Below are 23,562 nucleotides of genomic sequence, written 5' to 3'. Positions count from 1 at the left end.
CGGAGTTTTCCATGCAAACCCTGACGCTTACCCGCCCCGACGACTGGCACCTGCACGTGCGCGACGGCGAATTCCTGCAGTCCGTTGTGCCGCATACCGCGCGCGAATTCGGTCGTGCCATCATCATGCCCAACCTGCGCCCGCCGGTGACCACCGTCGAGCAGGCGGCCGCCTACCGCGAGCGTATTCTGGCTGCCGTACCAGCAGGTCTGTCCTTCGAACCCTTGATGACACTGTACCTGACCGACAATACCTCGCCGGATGAGATCGTGAAGGCCAAGGAATCCGGTTTCATCCACGGGGTGAAGCTCTACCCGGCGGGCGCCACCACCAACTCCGACAGCGGTGTCACCGATCTCGACCGCCGCATGGCGGTGCTGGAGAAAATGGCCGAAGTCGGGCTGAATTTCCTCGTGCACGGTGAAGTCACCGATGCCGAGATCGATATCTTCGACCGCGAAGCCGTGTTCATCGACCGGGTAATGCAGCCGCTGCTGGCGCGCCTGCCCGAACTGAAAGTGGTGTTCGAGCACATCACCACCAAGGATGCGGCTGATTTTGTTGCCAGCGCGCCTGCCAATGTGGCCGCGACCATTACCGCGCATCATCTGCTGTACAACCGCAATGCCATGCTGGCCGGCGGCATCCGCCCGCACTACTACTGCCTGCCGATCCTCAAGCGCGAGGTGCATCGCCAGGCGCTGGTGCGCGCGGCGACCAGCGGTTCGGCCAAGTTCTTCCTCGGCACCGACAGCGCGCCGCACGCCAAGGGTGCCAAAGAAGCGTCGTGCGGCTGCGCCGGTGCTTACACCGCGCACGCCGCGCTGCCACTGTACGCCGAGGCGTTCGAATCGGTCGGCAAACTTGATCAGCTCGAGGCGTTTGCCAGCCTGAACGGCCCGGCCTTTTATGGTCTCAAGCCGAACGCCGACAAGGTGACGCTGGTGAAGGAAAGCTGGTCGGTGCCGGAAGAGTACGCTTTCGGTGACAGCGTGGTGGTGCCGCTGCGTGCCGGCAGCAGCATTGCCTGGAAGCTGGCCGACTGATGGTCAGCTACCGTACGACGCAAAGCCCGGCCTGGTGGCTGTTTGGTGCCGGGCTGCTGGCGGCGGCCCTGTGGGGCCTGCCCCTGATCGAGGGTGGCCCCGAACACAATTTCTTCGGCGTGTTCTGGTACACCATGCTGGCGGCAGGGCTGTTCTTCTGGGCGCTGCCCACCGAGCAGATCTGTGATGGCCAGTCGCTGATCCGCCGCACACGCTTGCTGGGGCTGCTGGCCCTGTGGCAACGCACCACGCCGCTGGCGCCGTTCACGCGGATCACGCTCGAACAGGAGCCCAATCTGTTCCGCCGCGATAGCGTGTGGGTGATGGTGCTGGGCGACGGAGAGGATGCGCCCCGCTTTGCCTTTGCACAGTTTCCGGCTACGCCGCGCGGCTCGGGCCGGGCACAGGCGCTGGCTGCGGATTTGGCGCGAGTAACGGGTTTGCGCTTGACAGATGCTGGCGGCTCCCAGTGATGTGCATGCTGGCGCAATTCAGACAATGACTGGCCATGGATTTGGTGGCCGCTTTGCTGGTGCCTCACAATCTACTGGGGGCAGGAGCCCCGATGAGAGGAGAAAGGCAATCATGCATAAGACGGTACTTACTGTGCTGCTGGCCGGGATGCTGGCCGCCTGCAGTTCAACCGAAGTCGTCAAGCCGGCGGTCAATGTGTCGGTTGGGCAGCAGTTGATGGACCTGAAGAAGGCCTATGATGCGGGCGCAATCAGCGAGAAGGATTACAAGGCCCAGCGCAAGTCACTTATCGAGAGCGTGGAGTAGATCATGCGGAAGATTATTGCGGTAATTCCCGTGGCGTGCCTGCTGTTGCTCACGGCCTGTGGCAGCACAACCAACGTCAAGGTTCAGGGTGTGACCACCGTTTCCAAAGGCCAGGAACTGGTTGATCTGAAGCGCGCCCTTGATGAGGGTGCCATTTCCCAGCAGGAATACGACAAACTGCAGACGATCATTCTGAAGCGCAAGGACTGATCGGCAATGGCGTTGCTTTCATGGGCAGCGGTTCCTGGCCCATGGAGGGCCAATGCCGGCGCTCCGGCTCAGAGGCAGCGGGGGCGCTGTAGCAGCAGGTATTCCTGCAGCATCTCATAGGCGGTGCGCGCCGGAATATGAAACTCGTGGCTGATGCCTTCGATGATTTCCAGCGTACTCGCACTGCCAGCCATGCGGCTGTCGATGTAGCGGCGGATGGTTTCCGGCATGGTTTTCTCCTGATGATTCATGCCTTTATCATCCCGGTTCTGCCGTTGCATGGCGCTGCACAAATGCAGCTGACATGTATGCATTTTTACCGCAGCAGCGGCTCGTAGCCGGGGGCTGTCTTGCCGGGCTGTCCAGGCTGCAGCCGTAGCGCCGCTTGCCGTTCGGCCAGCCCAGCCCGCAGAAATGCCCACGATTGCTGGCAGGAAATTGCGGCAATCCCTTGCAGGCGGTGTGTTTGCTGCAGCTTGCGCTGCTCAAGGTGTGTGGCGGTTAGCGTGCTGCTCATGGCGGCCCCCGGTTTCAGACTGGATAGCTTTTGATTGTCCGCGGGGAGGAGGAGGCTTTCACGGTAGGAATACCGCTTCTGTGCGGGAAAAATGCCGGACGGGTTTGCTACGGGACGGCATGTCGCGGATAATCGCCCCCGCAAAGCAGGCCAGACTGTCGCTGCCCCGGCAACGGGGGGGAGGAAAGTCCGGGCTCCACAGGGCAGGATGCCGGCTAACGGCCGGGCGTCGCGAGGCGACGGAAAGTGCAACAGAGAGCTGAACCGCCGATGACCCGGATTTCGCGGTGCGCAAGCACCGCAAAGTCCCAAACAAGCAGGATGCTGCTTGCGGGCTGGCAATCCGGCAACGGATTGCCAGGGGATCAGGCAAGGGTGAAAAGGTGGGCTGCGACAGCAGCCGTCCGCAAGGACCGGTAAGGGCGCACCGCCGGGGTGGCAACATTCCCGGGCAGGGTAAACCCCATCCGGAGCAAGACCAAGCAGCAGACGTTGAGGCGGCCCGCCGAGTCTGCGGGTAGGTTGCTGGAGCCAGTCCGCAAGGGCTGGCCTAGAGGAATGACAGTCACCTGCCGCAAGGCAGGGTACAGAACCCGGCTTACCGGCCTGCTTTGCAATACCCACTACCCCATGTGGTCAACGCCCTCGATTTTCGTGGGTTCGGGCTGCATACATCTCTAGTCAAGCCAGCGCGGATTTGCTTCGTAGTCGCGTACCCATTGCGGGAAGGCTGCGGCAGGCATCGGCTTGGCAATGCCGTAGCCCTGCACATGATGGCAGCCCAGGCTCGCCAGCAGCTCGCCATGCTGGGCTGTTTCCACGCCCTCCGCGATGACCTTGCGCTCGAAGGCCTCGGCCAGGCTGATCACCGCACGGACGATGGCTTCATCATTGGGGTCGGTCAGCATGTTGCGCACGAAGGACTGGTCGATTTTCAGTACTTCCGCCGGCAGGCGCTTGAAGTAGGTCAGCGAGGAATAGCCGGTACCGAAGTCATCCAGTGCAAAGCGCACCCCCATGCCGCGGCAGATGTTGAGGATGCGGATGGCGCGGCCGATGTCTTCCAGCGCGGCGGATTCGACAATCTCGATTTCAAGCAGGGCCGGATCGATGTGTTCGTGGCGTGCCAACGCCTTGGCCAGCAGCAGCGGAAAATCGGCGTTGGCCAGCTGACGGGGGGACACGTTGACGCTGATCGGGATGCGCAGATCATGCTGGCTCTGCCAGCTGTGCATCTGGGCGAGCACCGTACCGATGATCCAGTAGCCGACATCGCTGACCAGCACTGAGCTTTCCAGTACTGGCAGGAACTCGCCTGGCATGACCATGCCCCGTTCGGGGTGTTGCCAGCGCAGCAGTGCTTCGGCACCGATCACGCGGCCGCTTCGCATGTCGACCTTGGGCTGGTAATACAGCTGCAGCTCGTTGTCGGCCTGGGCCCGGGCGATGCGATCGAGCAGCTGGCGCTGGCTGCGCATCTGCTGGTCTTGCTGGGCATCAAAGAAATGGTAGCGGTTGGCGCCGGACTGCTTGGCGCTGTACATGGCCTGATCGGCATGGCGCAGCAGGCCTTCGGCATCGGCACCATCCTGCGGATACAGGGTGACACCAAGGCTGGCACTGACACGCAGCACATCCCCCTCATACAGGTACGGTACCGATACGACATGCAGGATGCGTTTGAGCGCCTGTTCGCACTCCTCGGTCGAGGTGTGGTTGCCTAGCAGCAGCACGAATTCGTCACCGCCCAGCCGGGCAACCGTATCGCCGCCGCGGACGTTGTCGATCAGCCGGCGGCTGATTTCCACGAGCAGGTCGTCGCCGACTTCGTGGCCGTAGCGGTCGTTGATGGGTTTGAAATCGTCGAGATCCAGGTAACAGACGGCCAGCAGCAGGCCGCTGCGCCGGGCGAGGGCCAGCGCCTGCTCCAGCCGGTCAGCCAGCAGTACGCGATTGGGGAGTCCGGTCAGCGCATCGTAGTGTGCCAGCAGCTCCAGCTTCTGTTCTTGCTGTTTGAGCTGGGTGATGTCGGCATACACGCCAACGTAGTGACTGATCTGCTGTTCGGTATTGAGTACGGCGGAAATGGTCAGCAGATCGACGCACAGCTCACCGCTTTTACGCCGGTTCCAGATTTCACCGCGCCAGTGGCCCTGACTGTGGATGCGCTCCCACATCGTGACGTAAAAGTCGCGGTGGTGGCGGCCGGAACGCAGCACCGCGGGCTTTTGCCCCAGCAGCTCGCTCCGTTCGTAGCCGGTCATGCTGAGGAAGGCCGAGTTCATGTCGATGACCCGGTTGTCTGCATCGGTGATCAGGATACCTTCGTGGGCATATTGGAATACGCTGGCGGCCAGGCGCAGCTGCTCTTCGGCCTGCTTGCGCGCCGTGATGTCGATGACCAGTCCGCTCAGTTGCAGCTTGCCGGCATCATTACGCCGGACGGAGGCTCGGTCGTGCAGCCAGACCCAGCGCCCGTCGCGGGTCTGGAAGCGGTATTCCAGCTCGTAGTCTTCCTCGACGGCGACTTTTTCCATGGCGGTGTGCATCACCATCGCGCGATCGGCCGGATGCACGCACGAAATCCAGAAACCCGGTTGCATCCAGCTGTGCGGTGGGTAGCCCAGCATGCGCTCGCACTGGCTGCTGACAAACGTGGTGTTGTGTGTGCCGGGGTCAGCCTCCCAGACAATCCCGTCGACGTTGTGCAGCAATTCCTCGTAGCGGCTGCGGGTGTCGCTGATGGCTTGATGGATCAGTTTCTGCTGCGTGATGTCTTCATGCGCCAGCAGGACATGGCCATTCAGCTCGTGTACCCGCTGCATGCGGCACAGGAACCATTGCAGCTCTTCACCGCAGGGGGAGGGGATTTCGATCTCGAAATAATCAAGTTCGCTACGCAGCACGGTATGCAGGCCGGCCTGATAGGCCTCGTACAGTTCGTCGAACTGGAAACCGCTGCCAGTGCCTGCCGGCGGGCGCAGGCGCAGGCATTCGCTGGGGGGGACGCCGAAGCGGTTTTCAAAGCGTTCCCAGGCCGCATTGGTGGTGATGACCTGCCCATCCTGGTTGAGAATGGCAATTGCCGCGGAAAGTGCATCAAGCATGGCCCGGGATTTGGTTTCCGAGCGGATCAGCTCCCCCAGCGAGTCTTGCTGGGCGCTCAGATCGATGATGGTGCCGGTCATGCGCAGCGGTGCGCCGTCATCGGCCCATTCGATGACCTTGCCCCGGGAAATGTACCAGTGCCAGCTGCCGTCTTCCTGCATCAGCCGCCATTTGCCTTCGAATTCCGGTGTCTTGCCTTCCAGGTGCGCCAGTAGTGCGGCATCGGCATTGCCTTCGTCGACCGGGTGACGGATCTTGCGCCATTCATCGATATGCGTGTCCAGCGAGTCGAAGACATGGCTGAAATGGCTGTGGAACTGTTCGTTGACGTGGATGATGCCGCTGGGGATATCGTAATCCCAGGCCCCGATCTGTGCGTCGCGCAGCACCTGGTTCATGTGCTGCGTCAGCGCGGCAATTTCCTGGCGCGCATGGTGTGAGGGCGTGATGTCGGTCCAGAGTGTGGCCAGCATCACTTCACCCTGGATCAGAACCGGGCGGCTGCTGATCCGGACATTGATACGCGTTCCCTGTTTGGTGCTAAGCAGGGTATCGCGGATAACGCATTCGCCATTAGTGGCTTCGCGAGCATACCCTAGCCAGGTATTGATGTCCTCGAGCCTGCCGAGCTCAACCAGCTGCAGCCGGCCGAATTCGGCCGGCGAGTAGCCAAGCATATCCGCGGCGGCGGGGTTGAATTCGATAATGCTGGCGGTGTGCGGATTGATCAGCACAATGGCATCGCGAGCCTGCGTTACCAGTGCGGAATACAGCTCGCGGCGCATTTGGACTTCATCGCGCAGGGCGGACAGTTCGCGCTGGTCATACATCAGCCCGATCTGCCGGCTGTCATCCAGTTGCCAGATCAGCCACTGGATGCGCATTTCCTGCAGGCGCGAGTTCAGTATCCAGCCTTCCAGCGCCAGTGGCGGCATGCCCGGCCGCAGATTCAGCAGCTGGCCGCTCAGACGGAAATGTTCGCTGACGGGCAGCAATTCATTGAGGAAATGGCCGCCCAGTTGTTCGACCGTTCTTCCCAGCAGCTCGCTGGCGGCAGCCGAGGCATGCAGCAGGCGCAGTTGCCGGTCCCACACCAGCACGGCGAGCTTGCCCTGGGAAATGAACTGCCAGGCATCATCGAGTAGCGGTTGTGCGAGCGATTCGGTGTCGGAGGGGGCGTTCAGCACATCAATGCCTGACAAATTGTGAAATCCATTAGTATGCTAGCGAATTCCGGCCACTTTGCCAGTAGGGTTGGAGGCCAGCGGGCAGCAGCGGCCGACTGGCCGCCTTGCTGCCCATTATGCTGGCATGGTTATGCCGCGTCGAGCGCCTGCGCGAGATCCGCCAGAATGTCATCGATGTGCTCGATCCCGATCGACAGGCGGACCATATCCTCGCTGACGCCCGCTTTCTTGAGTTCTTCCGGCGAGAGCTGGCGGTGTGTGGTGCTGGCCGGGTGGGTGGCCAGACTCTTGGCATCGCCGATATTGACCAGTCGCGTAACAAGCTTGAGTGCATCCTGGAAACGCGCGCCTGCGTCACGGCCGCCTTTTACGCCAAAGGTCAGCAGGCCGGATGCCTTGCCACCGAAATACTGCTCGACCAGCGGACGGCTTGGGTGATCCGGCAGGCCTGCGTAATTCACCCAGTTCACTTTCGGGTGGGTTTTGAGGAATTCCGCGACCTTCAGTGCATTCTCGCAGTGGCGATCCATGCGCAGCGCCAGGGTTTCCAGTCCCTGCAGGATCAGGAAGGCGTTGAACGGCGAGATGCATGCGCCCATATTGCGCAGCGGTACGGTGCGCGCGCGGCCAATGAAAGCGGCAGGGCCCAGCGCCTCGGTGTAGACCACGCCGTGGTAGCTGACTTCCGGTTCGTTGAGGCGCTTGAAGCGGGTTTTGTGTTCCGCCCACGGGAATTTGCCTGAATCAACGATGATGCCGCCGATGCTGGTGCCATGGCCACCCATGTATTTGGTCAGCGAATGCACGACGATATCGGCGCCGTGCTCAAACGGGCGGGTCAGGTAGGGAGAGGGAACGGTGTTGTCGACAATCAGCGGCACGCCACCGGCATGCGCTACGTTGGCAAAGGCGGCAAAGTCGACCACATTGCCCAGTGGATTGCCGATGGATTCGCAGTAGATCGCCTTGGTGCGTTCGTCGATCAGTGCGGCGGCCGCTTGCGGATCGCTGGCATCGACAAATTTCACGCTGATGCCGTATTGCGGCAGCGTGTGCGCGAACAGGTTATAGGTGCCGCCATACAGCGTGGAGGTGGCAATGATGTTATCGCCCGCCTCGGCGATGGTGAGGATGGCATAGGTGATTGCCGCCTGACCCGATGCCAGGGCCAGCGCGCCGATCCCGCCTTCCAGCGCCGCGACCCTTTGTTCGAGCACATCGGTGGTCGGATTCATGATGCGGGTATAGATATTGCCCTTCACCTTCAGGTCAAACAGGTCGGCACCGTGCTGGGTGTCGTCGAAGGCGTAGCTGGTCGTCTGGTAGATCGGCACGGCCACCGATTTGGTGGTCGGATCGACGTCGTAGCCGGCGTGAATGGCAAGCGTATCGAACTTCATGCAGCACTCCTGATGGGTGAGGGTCAGAGATGCGAAAGACTCTAGCATGGTCGCATGCCAAGGCTTAGATCGATCTGGAATGAGCTTGGATTGAATCAAATCCGAACAAAGCGACGCGACTTGTACTTCAGTACAATCGCCTCTGCCAGCCAGACAGCATATCTTCCACATCAGATAATGCTAATTCTGGAGTTCCCGTCATGGCCGAGCAGTCCACCCCGCACGCAGATAACGCCAAAACCCTGCTGGTCGTCGAAGGCCGCGCCTTCATCCGCCAGCCTGATGGCAGCCTGCTTCCCGTAGCCAATGGCGAAGCACTCCATGAAGGTCAGGTACTGGTTACCGGCGCCGATGGCAAGGTAACCCTGCTGCTGCCCAATGGCCAACTAGTCGAGCTGGGGCCGGATCGCTCCGTGCTGATCGACGGGGACCTCAGTGGTCTGAATCCGACTGATGCCACGGAAGCCAGGATTGCCGATGCAGGCCAAAGCGTCGACCAGATTCTGGCCGCCTTGGATCAGGGCAAGGATCTCTCCACCGAACTGGAAGCGACCGCAGCCGGTCTGACCGCTGGCGGGCAGGAGGAGGGTCATGGTTTCGTGCAACTGCTGCGGATCGCCGAAGAGCTCGATCCGGTCCGGTTCAATTTTGGCGCTGGCGGCACTGCCGAGCGTGAATTCCGTCAGGTGACCGGTACAGATGGCACAGCCACTACCGAGACCGTGGCAGATAAAGTTACCGCAACCACCGGCACCGGCAGCGTACAGGAAGACGTCAAGACCAGCGACAGTGGCCAGCTGACTGCGACCGGTGGCGCGACCTTCGTAGCCGACAGCCAGAATGGCGTGTATGGCTCGCTGTCCATTGATACGGATGGCAAGTGGACGTATACCCTCAAGAATGGTGATTCGGCAGTCCAGGCTTTGACCGATGCGGATCGCAAGACGGAAACCTTCACGGTGACCCTCAGCGATGGCAGCAAGACTACCGTTACCGTCAATGTTGCCGGCAAGGATGACGTGCCGCAGATCGGTCAGGCCACGGGCGACAAGGGCAGCGGCACCGTCAAGGAAGACACGGCCGCCCAGACCATCGCCAGCGGCAAGCTGACCGTGGTGGATGCGGACGCCAACCAGTCGGAAATGACCCCGTCGAGCAAGACCAACGCCTACGGCACGTTCAGCATCGACAAGGACGGCAACTGGACCTTCACCATCGACAACAGCAGCCCGACGGTGCAGGCGCTGGCCGAAGGGCAGAAGGTCACCCAGACCTTCGCCCTTCACCATCGACAACAGCAGCCCGACGGTGCAGGCGCTGGCCGAAGGGCAGAAGGTCACCCAGACCTTCGACGTGACAGCCAAGGACGGCACCAAGTCGACGGTCACCATCGACATCCTCGGCACCAACGATGCACCAGATGCCGTGGATGATCCGGCTACCACCACGGGCCTGCGCTCCGAGTATTTTGCATATCAGGAAGGCGCGCTGGCAGATGGCGGCAATCTGACCTCACTGTCGATGATCAAGGATTTCATCGCTACGCATAATGCCTCTGCCGTGTTTACGGCTAAAAACATCAGTTATTCGTTGAATGACGGTGATCTGGGCGGCAATAATAATCTGCAGACTTTCCTGGGGAGTGATGCGTCTACGCTGAATACCGATCCGGCCAACAGTACTGACGCAATCATCCGCATGAGCGGCAATATCACGCTTGATGCCGGTACCTATAACTTCAAGGTGCTTGCGGATGATGGCTATGTAATTTATGTCGATGGCGTGAAAGTGGCCGAGGTCAACAAGAATCAGTCGCCGACCGGCACCGAACATGCTTCGTTCACTGTGGGTACCAGTGGTGCGCATACCATCGAAATCCTGTACTGGGATCAAGGTGGGCAGGCCGTGTTCCAGCCCGAGCTGCGCCCTGGAACGGGCACATACAAACCGCTGTCCAGCTATACGCTGACCAGCCAGACGCCCTTTGCCACAACCGAAGATACGGCGCTGACGATCAGCAAAGCCACGCTTCTTGCGAATGACCGCGATGCGGACGGCGATACGCTCAACATCATCTCGGTGCAGGATGCGACGCACGGCACCGTGGCTCTGGTGGGGGGCAATGTGGTGTTTACACCGAATGCCAATTACAACGGGCCGGCGACGTTTACCTACACCATCAGCGATGGCAAGGGCGGAACCGATACGGCGAAGGTGACGGTGCAGGTTACTGCCGTCAATGATGCACCGGTCAGCAGCAACCAGACAGTGAGTACCCCGGAAGACGTGGCCCTCAACGGCAAGATCGTCGCGACCGATGCGGATGCAACCGACATCCTGACCTATACACTCAAATCCGGTACTGCACCGACACATGGCACGGTCACGATCGACTCGAAGACCGGGGCGTATGTCTATACGCCGAACAAGGATTACAGCGGTAGCGACACCTTTACGGTGACGGTGAGTGATGGCCATGGCGGGAAGGTGGATTCGGTCGTCAAGGTCAATGTCACTCCGGTCAATGATGCGCCGGTAGTGGACAGCCACTCCGTCCAGGGCCGCGAGGGCATGCCGATTTCGCTCGGGATTGCTGCTCCGACCGATGCCGATGGTGATGCGATGACCATTACCGTGACTGGCCTGCCGACTCTGGGGCAGGTATTGCTGGCCGATGGTACGGCGGTCACCAATGGCATGACGTTGACGGTTGCCCAGCTGACGGGCCTGCAATATGTCCTGCCGGGCGGTATCAGCAGCACGACCGATGTTGGCTCGTTCACTTACAGTGTTGCCGATGGCACGGTCAGCGTATCGGGCCAGATTGGCATTACCATCGACAACAATCCCAATATGCTGGACGGGCATGGCGGGGTGACCACCATGACTGCGACAGGGAATACGGTGACGTGGGACAGCGCAGCCTACAATCCGGGACCCGGTACGCCGGGTGGTGGCGGGGTCGGCCCCATAATTGTTAATACTACCTCCCCTAATCAAGTGCTCTCGTCAGGCGCCAGTAATGATCGTATTGAGGGTGGCAATGGCAATGATGTGCTCTACCTGGGAGAAACCCAGAGCCCGGATCAGGCCGTAAAAGTCCCGACATTCGACCAGCTGATGGCATCGACTTTCCTGAAGGCGGATGAGGCAGGTCTGGTTGATGCCGGCAAAGAGTTGCTGCTGACCAGCATCAATGCCGAGATGCAGCCGATCTCCGATCTGGGTAATGGTGGTTCTGGTAACGACACCATTTTTGGTGAAGGCGGTGTGGACGCACTCTATGGCAATAGCGGCAATGATGTTCTGTACGGTGGTGTTGACATGGATGTGCTGCGTGGGGGGGGTGACAATGACACGCTTTACGGTGGCTCTGGCAACGACATCCTGCGCGGCGACACCGGTAACGACACGCTGACTGGCGGTCTCGGTGCGGATACCTTCTACTGGGGGCTGTCAGATAAGGGAGGTGTCGGTGCACCCGCTAACGACACCATCACCGATTTTGGACTGGGTGGCGAGAAGGATGTGCTGCATATCAAGGATCTGCTGCAGGGCGAAACGCATGGTGCCAATGACACTGGGAATCTGGCGCAGTATCTGCACTTTGAAAAATCGGGTAACAACACCATTGTGCACATCAGCTCGGGTGGCAAGTTCGATACGACCAACGCGTTTCATAGTGATGTGGGTGGCAAGGAGGATCAGGTGATCGTGTTGCAGGGTGTGGATCTCACTGCCAATGGCACTTCGAGCGATCAGGCCATCATCCAGCAACTGTTGAATCAGAACAAACTGATCACAGACTGATTGCAGGTGGTTTGGGTATAAGGCTGTAATCCTTTCAAATAAAGGGTTATGGCCTTATACCCTTGTTTTTTCTTGTCCGGGCCGCTGCGGGTTTCTGCTTAGGTGGAATACCCGGTAAGGGCTGCTGATGCCGCACAGCACCGGGAGTCCGGCTTGATGGTAAATTAAGGGTATTGCCATCGCTCGGATGCCAGACGGGCATCTATTGGAAACCATGGATTTACTGACCCAACTGCAGCGCTTGTGCGCCGTTGCCCGCCAGGTCGGGGCCGAAGAAATCATGCCCCGCTACCAGAAAGTTGTGGCCGAGAAAAAACACGACGGCAGTCTCTTTACCGAGGCGGATCTGGCGGCACAGCAGGCGTTGCAGCGGCTGCTGCCGGCCATTGTCGATTGTCCGGTGCTCGGCGAGGAAATGAGCCAGGCCGAACAGGAGGCGCTGTGGCGAGATCATCCCGAGGGATTGTGGGTCGTCGACCCCATCGACGGAACGACCAACTTTGCGCATGGCCTGCCGTATTTTGCGGTATCGATTGCACTGATGCGGCAGGGGCGTCCGCAACTGGGGGTCGTCTATCTGCCGGTGCTGGATGAGTGTTTCAGTGCCGCAGCCGGCACAGGGGCGTGGCTGAATCAGCAGCGCCTGCCGCTGGTGAGTGATGACAAGACGCTGTCCGATGCGGTTGCAAGCATCGAAACCAAATGGCTGTCCGGGCACCTTGCGGCGCGTGTGGTGACGGTCGGGCCGTTTCATAACCATCGCAACTTCGGTGCGTCGACGGTGGATTGGTGCTGGCTAGCGGCCGGGCGCACTGATGTGCTGCTGCACGGCGGCCAGAAACTGTGGGATTACGCCGCTGGTGTGCTGATCCTGCTGGAGTCAGGTGGTGTTGTCGGCGCCATTCACCAGCCGGATTACTGGCAGGAAAATCCGTGGCAGCGCTCGGCGGTCGCTGCGCGTACTCCGGCGCTGTACGAGTCGTGGCGCAGCTGGGTGCGGCAGAATCGCTAGTATTACCTAGTTGACTGGTTGGGCAATGCCGTCGCGTAGCAGGCGGGTGAATTCCTCGGCTGGCAGCGGGCGTGCCAGATAGAAGCCCTGCAGCAGATCGCAGTCCATGCCAGCCAGAAAGCGTGCTTCCTCGATGGTTTCGACGCCTTCGGCGATCAGCTCCAGCCCCAGATTCTGCGCAATGCCGATGATGGCGCGAACGATGGCGACGTTGTTGGCGTCATACGGCAGGCCACGAACGAAGCGCTGGTCAATTTTCAGATAGTCGATCGGAAAGGCCAGCAGGTAGGCCAGATTGGAATAGCCCGTGCCGAAATCGTCCAGTGCTAGCGTAAATCCAGCGTCGTGCAGCTCCTGCAGCATCTGGGTCATGCGCTCGTCCACCTGCATCAGCAGCGTTTCGGTAATTTCCAGCTCCAGCTGGGCTGGCTGGATGTGGTAAGGGCGCAGGACCTGCAGCAAGCGCTCGGCCAGCCCGGGCTGGAATTGTCGTGCGGACAGATTGACCGCCAGTCTCGGCAAATGCAGGCCATCCTGCTGCCATTGCGCTAGTTGCTGGCAGGCAGCTTCGATTACCCAGTTTCCGACCAGTCCGATCAGGCCATTTTCTTCGGCAAAGGGGATGAATTCACCGGGCGACAGCAACCCGCGAACCGGATGCTGCCAGCGGATCAGTGCTTCGGCGCCGCTGATCAGGCCTGATTCCGGATTGATCTGCGGTTGGAAATACAGCCGCAGTTCATTCCTTTCGATGGCGTGATGCAGATCGGTGGCCAGTTTGATGCGGGCGAGACTGCGCCGGTTCATCTCGGCGGAATAGAACAGATAGGGTTGATCGGCCTGTTTGGCGCGGTTCATTGCGACGGCTGCGTCATTGATCAGCCGATCGGCATCACGGCCGTCGTCGGGGTAAACGGTCATGCCGATGTGTGCCTTGAGCATGACTTCTTCGCGCTCCAGCTCGATCGGTTCGTTGATGCGTTCGAGAATGCGGCGGGCAACCAGTGCCGCATCATCACGGTGTGCAATATCGAACAGGCCGATGTAAAACTCGTCGGCGCCGAAGCGGGCCAGCACGTCCTCTTCACGCAGGCAGGCACGGATGCGCTGGGATAACTCAACCAAGAGGCGGTCGCCACCGCCATGGCCAAACGAATCATTGATGGCTTTGAAGCCCACCAGATTGAAGCACATCACCGCACCGGTATTGCGCTGGCGGCGGGCTTCGGCAAGCGCCTGTTCGAGCAGGGTAAACAGCAGGGCCCGGTTGGGCATGCTGGTGAGCGAATCATAATAGGCCAGCCGGTGGATCTGCTCTTCGGCCGCCTTGCGCTCGGTGAGATCGGAAAAAACGGCAAAATAATTGAGCACTTCACCGTGCTTGCCGCTGACGGCGGCCAGCGACAGCCAGACCGGATAACGGGTGCCGTCTTCGCGCAGCTCCCACAATTCGCCTTCCCAGTGGCCGGTCGTCTGCAATTCGGCATCGATCTGGTGGCCGAGCTCCGGATGCTGCAGGAAGCCGGGGGTCTGCCCCTGTGCCTGTTGCGCACTGCGCCCGCTGATGCGGCAATACGCGGGGTTGACGTTGATGATTTGCCGTTGCGGGTTGGTGATGACGATGGCGTCCGGCGTGCTCAGAAATACCCGGGACAGCAGGTCAGCGTGCTCCCGACTGGCAATCTGCTCGCTGATGTCGTGCACGAAGCCGATCAGGCGTTCCGGCTGGCCACTGCTGTTGCGCACCAGAATCAGCTGGATGCGGGCCCAGAAAATGTCGCCGTTCTTGCGGCGGCGGCGTACTTCGACCGTGCCGCGGCCACTGGCAAAAACGGTATTGAACAGTTCTGCGTCGTCTTCGTTTTCATCCGCATACAGTCGCAGGATATGCTGGCCAAGGATTTCCTCCGGCGTATAGCCAAACAGCTGTGTGGCACCGCTGTTCCAGCCGGTGATATAGCCCTGCGGATCCAGTACGATCAGCGAGGCTTCCAGCTGATCCAGCAGGCGGGCACTGATGTCCAGTTCGTTATGCACGCTGCGTGTGTCCTTGCGTCTGGAGCTGACGTGCCCAGCCCAGCGCCGCGACTTCGCTTTCCAGCCAGGCTCTTGGGGTGATGCTGGAGGCAGGCAATTCAGTGCTGCTGGCTGTTTCGAGTGCTTCGGCAGCGAGCAACGCCCTGCCCAGTTCGCCTTCATGGGCAAGCAAGGCATCACGCAATGCGGGCGGCAACGGCAGGCCGGCCAGCAGCTCCTGCAAGGGAACGCCGAAAAGCCGGTCCAGCAGTGAGAGCATGCCGATCAGAAAGGCGCTGTCCGCGGGGTGATTCAGCCAGCTGCGCTCGGCCCATTGTTCCAGCCGCTTAGCTCGCAGTGCGGCGCCGGTCATCAATGCCCGATTGCCCTCGCTGTCGGCGAATTGCTCGGCATACAGCAGCAGCTGCAACCAGCGCTGCAGCTGGCGGCGCCCGAGTACCGTAATCGCATGCCGGATGCTGGTGACTTCGACACGGCTGCCGATGCCGACCGAATTGACCAGCTTGAGCAGGCTGACCGTCAGCGACGGCGCATGGGCAAAGGCTTCTTCCAGCTGGCGGGTATCCGCATCGTCCACGACCAGCGACAGGATGTGCATCAATGCCGGCTGGCTTGGATGACCTTGCAGCGTGTGCTGGGCATGCAGATAGCCGTTGCCATAGCAGAGGCTGCCCGCCGGCAGTGTCTGCAGAAAAGTCGCTGTGCTGTAACCGCCAGTGATGCGAACGCCCTCACCCAGCCAGAGCTTTCCCTGTAGCTGCAGGTTTTGCAACTGGGGTAGATCGGGGAGTGCCCCCGGGACATAGCAGGGCAACTCGTGTAGTGCGGGGGTGTCTGCGAGCTGTTCGGCCAGCCACGGCTGTTGCTCCCGCGGGCACAGCGCGAACAGAGCCTGCCACTGCCCTGCAGGATCCCAGAGGGGGTGTAAATGAATGAGTGCCATGGCTCCGGTGGAGTGAACGCAATGCTTACACGCTAGTCGGCGGATCAGGACGACGCAAGCCGCAGCTGTACAGCTGGCTGATTCTGTCTGCCGGCTGTCTTCAATTGCTGCGCCGCAGCAAATAAAAGACTATGCTGGAGTTCGATGCCGTTTCAGGCTGGCAGACACAAGGCAAACTTGTGCACGAACAGGGGGCTGTACCATGAGCATGCGCGATAGCTCGACCTTGCTGGAATCCGATAACGGACGACTGGCACAGGTGCTGGCGATGGCCAGTGATTTTTCCATGCCGCAACTGCTGGCCATGGCGCTGGATCCGGCGCAGACCGAACTGGTGCGGCGACTGGCGGCAACGCTGGCCGCGCTGCAGGACGAATACCTGCCTGGGCGCTTTGGGCGCTATTCCCGCCATGATTTGCTGCTGCTGCAGGCGGCGGGCCGCTTTATCGAAGTCGCCAGCAGCTGGCAGCTTCCCGAAGGACTGCCAGCCACCGACCATGGCGGTTTGCGCCCCTACATCCCGGCGGAGCCTGACTGGGAACACAGTGCCCTGTTCCAGCGCATCCGCTCCGGGCTGGCCCCCTTGCCCTATCCGCCGCCCACCAGCGGTGGTCAGCCCTGGTATGCCGTAGTCGAGATCGCCGGGGTTTATCCCGTCGTCATCAACGCGGCGCAGGCCATGGGTCATAGTGAATACCCGCATGTCGAACTGAACGGCTGCCCCTGGCAGGTGCTGGCCCATCTGTTGCCGGATGGGCGCGAGATTGAGGGGGCGCCAGCGGTTTTCCGCGATGATTGCAGTTATGTGGTGTGCTATGGCCGCTGGCCGGATTTCCTGCTCTTTCGCGGGCGTACGGCCAACCGCTGTTCGCCGGAGTATGCCCGGCAGCTGGTGGAAGAAGGGGGGGACGATATTCACCCCTCGCCGCGCATCCTCCCGGATGCACCGGACGAAAATGGCTGGGTACAGCTGGAATATGATCACTGGATGCTGCGCCAGCGTTATCCGGCACGGGATGCGCACACGGAAGCCGACGGGATTGCGCGTGATCGCCAGATCATCCGCGAAGGGCGCATCACACAGCGTTTCCCGCTTTGCCAGCAGCGTTTTGAAGATGCCGACCTCAATTACGACTGGGATGCCGAGCGCCCGGAAAACAGCACGGTCTACCGGGTGCGTACCCTGGCCGACCAGATGCGCATGTCCTATCCCGAACTGGCGGACTGGAGTGACAAGAGTCTGGTTATCGCCGCGGGATTGACCCAGTGGTCACCGGCCGAGCGCGACCCCGATCTTTTCGTCAGGCTCTATGAGTACGAGCTGCATGCCGATTACATGTCCGGGGGGGCTTTTGCCAGCATCCGCGAAGCACGCTTTATGGGCGGGCGCTTCGAAGACAGCTACCGGCAGCAGCTGGCACGCCGGATTGCCGCTGCCGGCGGATAAGCGGAGGGGCACGAGGCTTGGCGCGGTGGCTGGCGATGTTAAACTGACCTCTCGTTTTGCAACGTCACGGCGGCCACGATGTGGCCGCCGTGCATTTGTAGTGCCGCATGCCTTTTATGACCGAATTGCGCCAGCAGCTGCTTTGCCGCTGGCAAACTGTACCGCTGCGCTGGCGGCGACTGTTGCTGCTGTGGGGACCAGTCCTGGCTTTGCTGCTGGGCCGCATCCTGCTGGAAGCCGATGCGATTTCCCCGGCACGGCTGGTGTTTGTCTTGCTGCTGTACTGGTTGCTTGCTTTCCCGCTGGCACGCTGGGCTGCTGTAACCGCCAGCCTGGCCATTGAATACCTGCTGCTCAGTGTCAACCAGATCAAGGAGGCCCAGACCGGCAGCCCGTTGCTGGCTCGCGATCTGCTTGAGGTCGCGCAGGGCGTGGCGCTGAGCAGCTACATTATCCCGGGCATGTATGTGGCCCTTGTGATATTGCTGCTGTCGCTCATCGTCGGCTGGTATTACCGTACACCCCGCAGCCGCCGCAGGTGGCTGCTGGCATCCGTCCCTGCCAGTGCGCTGCCGATGCTGCTGGTTCTCCAGCTGCCGCTGCATGACAGTGGCAGCTGGTATGTCCGGCAGGGGCTGCGTCTGCTGGGCGTGCAGTATCACGAATACAACCATCTGGTGAATGCCCGCACTAACGGCATGCTTGCGCACCTGTTCCAGACTGCCGAAGTGGTGCGGCCTCCCCGGGCTGCGCCGCACGATTTTTACCAGAGGCAGGTCGAATACGCGCTGCCAGCCGAGCGGCCAGATGTGGTGATGATTCTCTGCGAAGGCTGCTTTACCAGCTTTGATGACCGCTTTCCGACTGCGATGCAGCAGCTGGGGCAGCGGGGCTTCTCGCCGTTCTACCTGATCAGCCCGGTCTATGGCGGTGGAACGGCGGAGGCCGAATTCGAGGTGCTGACCGGTCTATCCTCTGCGGTATTGCCCGGCATTGATTACCAGAGTTATGCGCAGGATTTCCGCCGCGATGCCCGAACCCTCGTCAGCCGTTTCCGCGATGCTGGTTACCAGACCAGCGGCTTGCACAACTTCTACGCGAATTTCTGGCGCCGGCAGGAGCTCTACCCAGCCTTCGGATTTACCGCTACCCGCTTTGTCGAGGACATGCCCTGGCGAACCCGCGGCTGGCCGCAGGATGCGCTGCTGTATGACGCGGCGCTGGAGGCTTACCGGAAAAGCCCGCGCAAGCAACCGAATTTCATGTTTCTGATTACCGTGCGCACCCATGGCGCCTTTACCCATGAAGGCGATGATTTTGGCCGGAAGGATTATGACCTGCGGCTGGGTGAGGCCATGAAAGACATGACGGCGTTCTTCTCCGCGCTGGAGAAAGAAGCGCACAAGCGCAAGCGGCCGCTAGCAATTGTCGTGTTCGGCGATCACAAGCCGACCCTGACCGGTGCCTTCGAGCGAGCCGGCGTGCTGCCAGCCAGCTTGTTCCTGTCGCGGGGGGCGCACAATGACAGTTACCGCTTCATTCCGAACATGAACAAGGCACAATGGCAGGCGCGCGCGCAAAGCAGTGCCTATGTGCGGCTGAGCGATCCGCAAGCCGGGAAGGCGCTGGCTGAGCGCCTGAATGACCGGCCGATGTTCTGCCTGCCGGCCGAGCTGGCCGGGCTGGTTCCCGGGCAGGATGACGCTTTCTGGCGCGCGGTACTGGCGCGTTGCCGCCAGCCAGTCGATACCTTGCTCGAACATGAGCCGGTGCGCTGGCGCCAGACTTTTCCGCTGGGGCTGTATGGTGAACGGCTCTTTTGAGTGACGGGTATGTGGTGCCGATGTATTTGAAGCAAGGGTTTTGTTTGTATAGGGTTGCGCGTACCTATCAACCCGGCAGGGTGATATCGATCTGCAGAAACTGGCCGGCTTCACTGCTGAGGCTGATCTCTCCCCCCATTACGGCAGTGATCAGGTTGTAGGCACTGTAAAGACCCAGTCCGCCACCCGAGCCCAGTTGGCGCAGATAGAAAGGGTCAAAGGCATAGCGTACGGCTGCGGCGGGCATGCCGACACCATTATCCCGTAACTGCAGCCGCAGCCGGCCACCGCCCTCATGCGCAGCCAGTGTGACCAGACCCGTTCTCGGTGCCGGAAATGTATGTTCGATAACATTGCCCAGCAGCTGGGCGAGGGCCTGCTGCAGAGCTGCTGGCTTCAGGCACCAGCGCAGTGCCGGGTCAGCCACAAGCTGCACTTGGTGGCCCCGCTGCTCCAGCGGCTCACGATAGAGCTGGATGACACCTTGCAGCACGTCGTGCACCGAGGAGATCACGGCGCTTTCCTGATCCTGCAAGCCGCTCAAGGTCCGGTAGCGCTGCACGAGATCGGCGGCACGCTGCACATTGCTGGCACACAGGCTTGCCGCCGCAGCCTGCTGGCTGAGCTCCTGCAGGACGTCTTCCCGGCCGGGGCGGCCATGCCGGATCAGCCCGGAGAGCTCCGCCAGACTGCTGGCCAGCGTCGAGGCAGCGGTGACCGCTATGCCTAGTGGCGTATTGAGTTCATGTGCCATCCCGGCCATAAGGCGTCCGGTGGTGGCGAGCCGCTCGCTGTGGGCAAGCTGGGTCAGGGCTTGCTGCAGGGCTGCTCCGCGTTGTGCGACATGCACGGCCAGGGCCTGATTATCCTGCTGCAGAGCCTGATTGATTTCCGCCAGCTCGGCTCCCAGTATCTGCTGGCGCCGGCGTTGCAGTACCCGGCGCACCAGTTCGCCAAACCGGGCGAACAGGGTTTCATCATCCGGTAGCCAGTACTGGCGATTTTCACCGCGTTCCAGCCAGATCAGCCAGCTGGCACTGCCGTCCGAGACCGGAGCGATCAGTAGTGACTGCGGCGGGGCGCCGTGCCACTGCCCCAGCAGTGGCTCGGTCAGCGGATGTTCGCGTGCGAGCGGCGCATTCAGGTGTGTGCGACGTTGCAGGAAGTGCAGCAGCGCCGCGCCCTCGTGCCATGGCAGCTGTGCCGGAGCGGTTGACGCATGGCGCAGCTGGCATAACAGGGCATCCTGTTCCTGTATCAGCCAGAGGCTGCCGCCACTGCAGCCGAACAACAGGCAGGCTTGCTCCAGCAGCAACTGCAATGCTGCCGTGCAGTCACCGTGCTCGACGAGTTCATGGCTGGCCAGATCAAGCAGCTGGCGCTCCCGGTCAGCCAGGGTGTCGCCCTCGGTGCTCGCCGCGGTATTGGTCTGCTGTGAACGCAGGCGCAGCAACTGCTGCAGATGCTGCAGGGCTGCGGGCAGATCGCCGCGCTGTTCGGCATAGCTGGCGGATTCTTCCAGCATCTGCATGCGCAGGTGCTGGTAGCCGATCAGCTCGGCCAGGCCCATGCCTTCCCGGTTCAGTTCCAGTGCCTGCAGCAAATCCCCGCTGGCCGCTGCCAGCAGGCTGAGCTGGTGCAGCAGGCTGGTCTGCGCCCAGTAGTAATCGATCAGCCGCGTAATCTGCAACGCTTCGCTGAAGTGTTGCCGTGCGGTGTTCAGCTCCCCGGCGCGCAAGGCGATTTCGCCGAGCCGGCTGAGGGCTTCCGCGGCATAGTCGAGTAACTGTGCCGCGCGGCAACCCGCCAGGGCGGCGGTCAGTGCACGGTGTGCCTCGTCATCCTGCCCGCAGGCCAGCAGGTTGACCGCCAGATTGATGCGGATCTTGGCCAGCAGATACGGATCCTCAAGGCCAGCCTCCAGTGCCAGCGTCAGCGCGAGCTGGTGGCTGCTGACGGCGGCGGCATGATCACCCAGTGCATCATGTACCTGCCCCAGCCCGACTTCGGCATAGACCCGGGTTTCGACTTCCCCATCCGTTTCGCTGGCCAGATGCAGTGCCTGTTGCCAGTATTGGCGCGCCGGACGGTACTGGCCGGTGGTGTAGAAGCTGCGGGCGATCTGTTCGCAAAGGCGTGCTTCGGCGCGCTGCCAGTTGTAGGCCTGGCAGTACTGCAAGGCTTCATAGAGTGTGCTGCGGCCATATTCGGGCACGACCAGCCCGTAGAGCTCGGCAGCCGCAACCAGCACCGCCGGCTGCCGCTCTGCCCGGGCCTGCCGTATCAGCGCCTCGCAGCGCCGGATCGCATCCTGCTTCTGATTATTCAGCAGCGCACGCACTTCCGCGAGGCCGGTGGCGGCCTCGGGCGGAATCACGAAAGGGGGCTGGGTAGGCATTACGTCCATGGCATCAGCATGGCACAGTCCGGCCAGACGTGGGCTGCGCGGTGACAAAAAACAGCAGCCCGCCTGAAAGGCGGGCTGGGGCGCTGGATCAGGCTGTCAGCTTTTGTAGTGCTTCGCGGTATTTGGCCGCGGTTTTTTCGGCGACTTCAGCGGGCAGCGCCGGTGCCGGCGGGGTCTTGTCCCAGCCGGTGCTTTCCAGCCAGTCACGCACGAACTGCTTGTCGTAGCTGGGCGGGTTGCTGCCCGGCTGATACTGGTCGGCCGGCCAGAAACGGCTGGAGTCTGGCGTCAGCGCTTCGTCCATCAGGCACAGTGTGCCATCGGCATCGAGGCCGAATTCGAATTTGGTGTCGCCGATGATGATGCCGCGTGTGGCCGCGTATTCGCTGGCGGCCTTATACAGCTTGATGGCGGTATCGCGCACCTTGGCTGCGAGTTCCGCGCCGAGGATTTCCTCGCAGCGGGCATAGCTGATGTTTTCGTCATGGTCGCCGACGGCGGCCTTGGTCGAAGGGGTGAAGATCGGCTCGGGCAGCTTGTCGGCTTCGCGCAGACCGGCCGGCAGCTGAATACCGCATACCGTACCTTGTTGTTTGTATTCTTTCCAGCCGCTTCCAGCGATATACCCGCGAACAATGGCTTCGACCGGTACCGGCTTCAGGCGCTTGCACACCACGGCGCGCCCTGCGACCTGCGGACGATCGCAGGCATCGACCACGTCCTCCGGCTGCTCGCCGGTGAAGTGGCTGGGAACGACATCCTTGAGCTTGTCGAACCAGAAGTTGGAAATCGCGGTGAGGATCTTGCCCTTTTCCGGAATCGGCTCGGCGAGGATCACGTCGAAGGCCGAGAGGCGGTCGGTGGCGATCATCAGCATGCGCTGGCCGTCGATTTCATAGAGGTCACGAACCTTGCCGGAGTAGATTTTCTTCAGGCTGGTCAGATTGGTCGAGGTCAGGCCGCTCATGGCTATCCTTTGCGAAATGCGGGAAACAGGGCGCTATTTTGCCTGATTTGCCGCGGTTTCGCATGCAGCCTTGCCGACCGGCAGGCCGCGTACCAGTCGCAGCACGCGGATCGGCTCTTCGCGGTGATCGAGCCGGGTTTCCCAGCCTTCCGCACGGAAGCCCTGCCGCTGGTAAAAGACCCGTGCGCCGACATTGTCGGCAAAGCAGATGGTGGCGATCTCGGTGGCGGAAAATTGCCTGGCCGCCAGTTCTTCCATTTCGCGCAGCAGTCGGGCTCCCAGTCCCTGGCGGCGCCACGCCGGATGGATGATCAGATGGCCGATCCACACACGTCCGCTGTGCTGCACATTGTAGAACGAGGCGTAGGCCACCGGCTGGTCGCGGTGATCGGCCAGCACTAGCCCATCGCTGTGTTCGGCGAGGTGCGCGGCAAGGGCATCAAGCTCGGCGGGCCAGCGGGCGCGCGGGAACAGGTTGCGCAGTTCGATCACATCCTGCGGCCAGGCGACGATGGTGGTGAAATCATCCGCCCGGGCCGGGCGGGGCAGCATTGCGGAGAAGGTCATACCGGCGCAGAGGTATTGGGCAACTGCTCCATCGTAGCCGATACGGCGGGCTTTTGCTGGCGGCTGGCGGAGACTGGTGACCGTTAATCGTCACGGGGCTGATTTTGGACAGGTTTTTGCCATGCTCAGAATCCGTCACTTGCCGAGGTTTGCCGCCATGGATATGCCACTGCCTGCTGCCAGCACGCCCGATCAGCCTGCCGATGTTCCGCCATCCTGTCCGGTGCCACCCCCGGCTGATCGTGCGGCGGCCCTGGAAGGGGAGCTGGGGGATGACAGCTGAAACAAAAGGCGCCCCGAG

The 23,562-nt window shown here is 61.4% G+C and carries 19 protein-coding genes and 1 other RNA gene; 11 read left to right on the top strand and 9 right to left on the bottom strand.

The features are described from left to right. Window positions 1-11: 11 nt before the first annotated feature. From pyrC to INR99_RS01200, 4 genes are all read left to right on the top strand, one after another. Complete coding sequence (gene pyrC / locus INR99_RS01215) at window positions 12-1,046, top strand: dihydroorotase (protein WP_194114462.1); 1,035 nt, start codon at window positions 12-14, stop codon at window positions 1,044-1,046. Beyond that, window positions 1,046-1,519 (top strand): hypothetical protein, encoded by a 474-nt coding sequence (locus tag INR99_RS01210; protein WP_194114461.1) that lies wholly within the window; start codon window positions 1,046-1,048, stop codon window positions 1,517-1,519. Before pyrC ends, INR99_RS01210 begins: the two co-directional genes overlap by 1 nt. Window positions 1,520-1,631: 112 nt before the next feature. Then, window positions 1,632-1,826, top strand: coding sequence for an SHOCT domain-containing protein (locus INR99_RS01205; protein WP_194114460.1), 195 nt, complete (start codon window positions 1,632-1,634; stop codon window positions 1,824-1,826). Window positions 1,827-1,829: 3 nt separating this feature from the next. Next, on the top strand, window positions 1,830-2,036 hold the full coding sequence (locus INR99_RS01200) for a hypothetical protein (RefSeq protein ID WP_194114459.1): 207 nt from the start codon (window positions 1,830-1,832) through the stop codon (window positions 2,034-2,036). A gap of 68 nt (window positions 2,037-2,104) precedes the next feature. On the opposite strand, the gene INR99_RS01195 is transcribed toward INR99_RS01200, so the two are convergent. Beyond that, the gene (locus tag INR99_RS01195) at window positions 2,105-2,266 is read right to left on the bottom strand and encodes a hypothetical protein (protein ID WP_194114458.1); all 162 of its coding nucleotides are present in this window, start codon (window positions 2,264-2,266) and stop codon (window positions 2,105-2,107) included. 86 nt (window positions 2,267-2,352) lie between these two features. Then, window positions 2,353-2,553: a hypothetical protein gene (locus tag INR99_RS01190; RefSeq protein WP_194114457.1), complete on the bottom strand. Its 201-nt coding sequence runs from the start codon at window positions 2,551-2,553 to the stop codon at window positions 2,353-2,355. 142 nt (window positions 2,554-2,695) lie between these two features. Between INR99_RS01190 and rnpB the strand changes: the two genes are divergently transcribed. Next, window positions 2,696-3,170: RNase P RNA component class A (gene rnpB, locus INR99_RS01185), an RNA gene on the top strand. Window positions 3,171-3,230: 60 nt separating this feature from the next. On the opposite strand, the gene INR99_RS01180 is transcribed toward rnpB, so the two are convergent. Together INR99_RS01180 and INR99_RS01175 are read right to left on the bottom strand one after the other, a co-directional pair. Further along, complete coding sequence (locus tag INR99_RS01180; RefSeq protein ID WP_194114456.1) at window positions 3,231-6,863, bottom strand: EAL domain-containing protein; 3,633 nt, start codon at window positions 6,861-6,863, stop codon at window positions 3,231-3,233. A gap of 113 nt (window positions 6,864-6,976) precedes the next feature. Further along, entirely contained in the window at window positions 6,977-8,248 is a 1,272-nt protein-coding gene (locus INR99_RS01175) for an O-acetylhomoserine aminocarboxypropyltransferase/cysteine synthase family protein (RefSeq protein ID WP_194114455.1), read from the bottom strand. A gap of 200 nt (window positions 8,249-8,448) precedes the next feature. On the opposite strand from INR99_RS01175, the gene INR99_RS17660 reads away from it, so the two are divergent. From INR99_RS17660 to INR99_RS01150, 3 genes are all read left to right on the top strand, one after another. Further along, window positions 8,449-9,681 carry a retention module-containing protein gene (locus INR99_RS17660; RefSeq protein ID WP_194114454.1) on the top strand — a complete coding sequence of 411 codons (1,233 nt, stop codon included), beginning with the start codon at window positions 8,449-8,451 and terminating at the stop codon, window positions 9,679-9,681. Then, entirely contained in the window at window positions 9,566-12,058 is a 2,493-nt protein-coding gene (locus tag INR99_RS17655; protein ID WP_265588301.1) for an Ig-like domain-containing protein, read from the top strand. The genes INR99_RS17660 and INR99_RS17655 overlap by 116 nt, the downstream gene beginning before the upstream one ends. Window positions 12,059-12,272: 214 nt before the next feature. After that, window positions 12,273-13,070: an inositol monophosphatase family protein gene (locus INR99_RS01150; RefSeq protein WP_194114453.1), complete on the top strand. Its 798-nt coding sequence runs from the start codon at window positions 12,273-12,275 to the stop codon at window positions 13,068-13,070. Window positions 13,071-13,076: 6 nt separating this feature from the next. Here the strand turns inward: INR99_RS01150 and INR99_RS01145 are convergent, their stop codons facing one another. Both INR99_RS01145 and INR99_RS01140 read right to left on the bottom strand, forming a co-directional pair. Beyond that, window positions 13,077-15,107: a putative bifunctional diguanylate cyclase/phosphodiesterase gene (locus INR99_RS01145; protein WP_194114452.1), complete on the bottom strand. Its 2,031-nt coding sequence runs from the start codon at window positions 15,105-15,107 to the stop codon at window positions 13,077-13,079. Next, window positions 15,100-16,050, bottom strand: coding sequence for an HDOD domain-containing protein (locus tag INR99_RS01140; protein ID WP_194114451.1), 951 nt, complete (start codon window positions 16,048-16,050; stop codon window positions 15,100-15,102). Before INR99_RS01140 ends, INR99_RS01145 begins: the two co-directional genes overlap by 8 nt. Window positions 16,051-16,252: 202 nt before the next feature. On the opposite strand from INR99_RS01140, the gene INR99_RS01135 reads away from it, so the two are divergent. Then, on the top strand, window positions 16,253-17,497 hold the full coding sequence (locus INR99_RS01135) for a hypothetical protein (protein ID WP_194114450.1): 1,245 nt from the start codon (window positions 16,253-16,255) through the stop codon (window positions 17,495-17,497). A 116-nt stretch (window positions 17,498-17,613) separates the two neighbouring features. Beyond that, window positions 17,614-19,320, top strand: a complete 1,707-nt coding sequence (locus INR99_RS01130; RefSeq protein WP_194114449.1) for an LTA synthase family protein — start codon at window positions 17,614-17,616, stop codon at window positions 19,318-19,320. Window positions 19,321-19,387: 67 nt separating this feature from the next. Here the strand turns inward: INR99_RS01130 and INR99_RS01125 are convergent, their stop codons facing one another. From INR99_RS01125 to INR99_RS01115, 3 genes are all read right to left on the bottom strand, one after another. Then, window positions 19,388-21,727, bottom strand: coding sequence for an ATP-binding protein (locus tag INR99_RS01125; protein WP_194114448.1), 2,340 nt, complete (start codon window positions 21,725-21,727; stop codon window positions 19,388-19,390). 88 nt (window positions 21,728-21,815) lie between these two features. Then, window positions 21,816-22,694 (bottom strand): phosphoribosylaminoimidazolesuccinocarboxamide synthase, encoded by an 879-nt coding sequence (locus INR99_RS01120; RefSeq protein ID WP_194114447.1) that lies wholly within the window; start codon window positions 22,692-22,694, stop codon window positions 21,816-21,818. A 33-nt stretch (window positions 22,695-22,727) separates the two neighbouring features. After that, complete coding sequence (locus INR99_RS01115) at window positions 22,728-23,246, bottom strand: GNAT family N-acetyltransferase (protein ID WP_228098022.1); 519 nt, start codon at window positions 23,244-23,246, stop codon at window positions 22,728-22,730. 172 nt (window positions 23,247-23,418) lie between these two features. Here INR99_RS01115 and INR99_RS17650 point away from each other — a divergent pair, with 172 nt between their 5' ends. Then, window positions 23,419-23,544 (top strand): hypothetical protein, encoded by a 126-nt coding sequence (locus tag INR99_RS17650; RefSeq protein ID WP_265588293.1) that lies wholly within the window; start codon window positions 23,419-23,421, stop codon window positions 23,542-23,544. The last annotated feature ends 18 nt before the right edge of the window (window positions 23,545-23,562 follow it).

This window comes from Chitinilyticum piscinae (assembly GCF_015223195.1).
GTDB classification, from domain to species: domain Bacteria; phylum Pseudomonadota; class Gammaproteobacteria; order Burkholderiales; family Chitinibacteraceae; genus Chitinilyticum; species Chitinilyticum piscinae.
The sequence above is the reverse complement of the archived record's forward strand: the minus strand, read 5'-3'. Positions and strand labels throughout refer to the sequence as shown.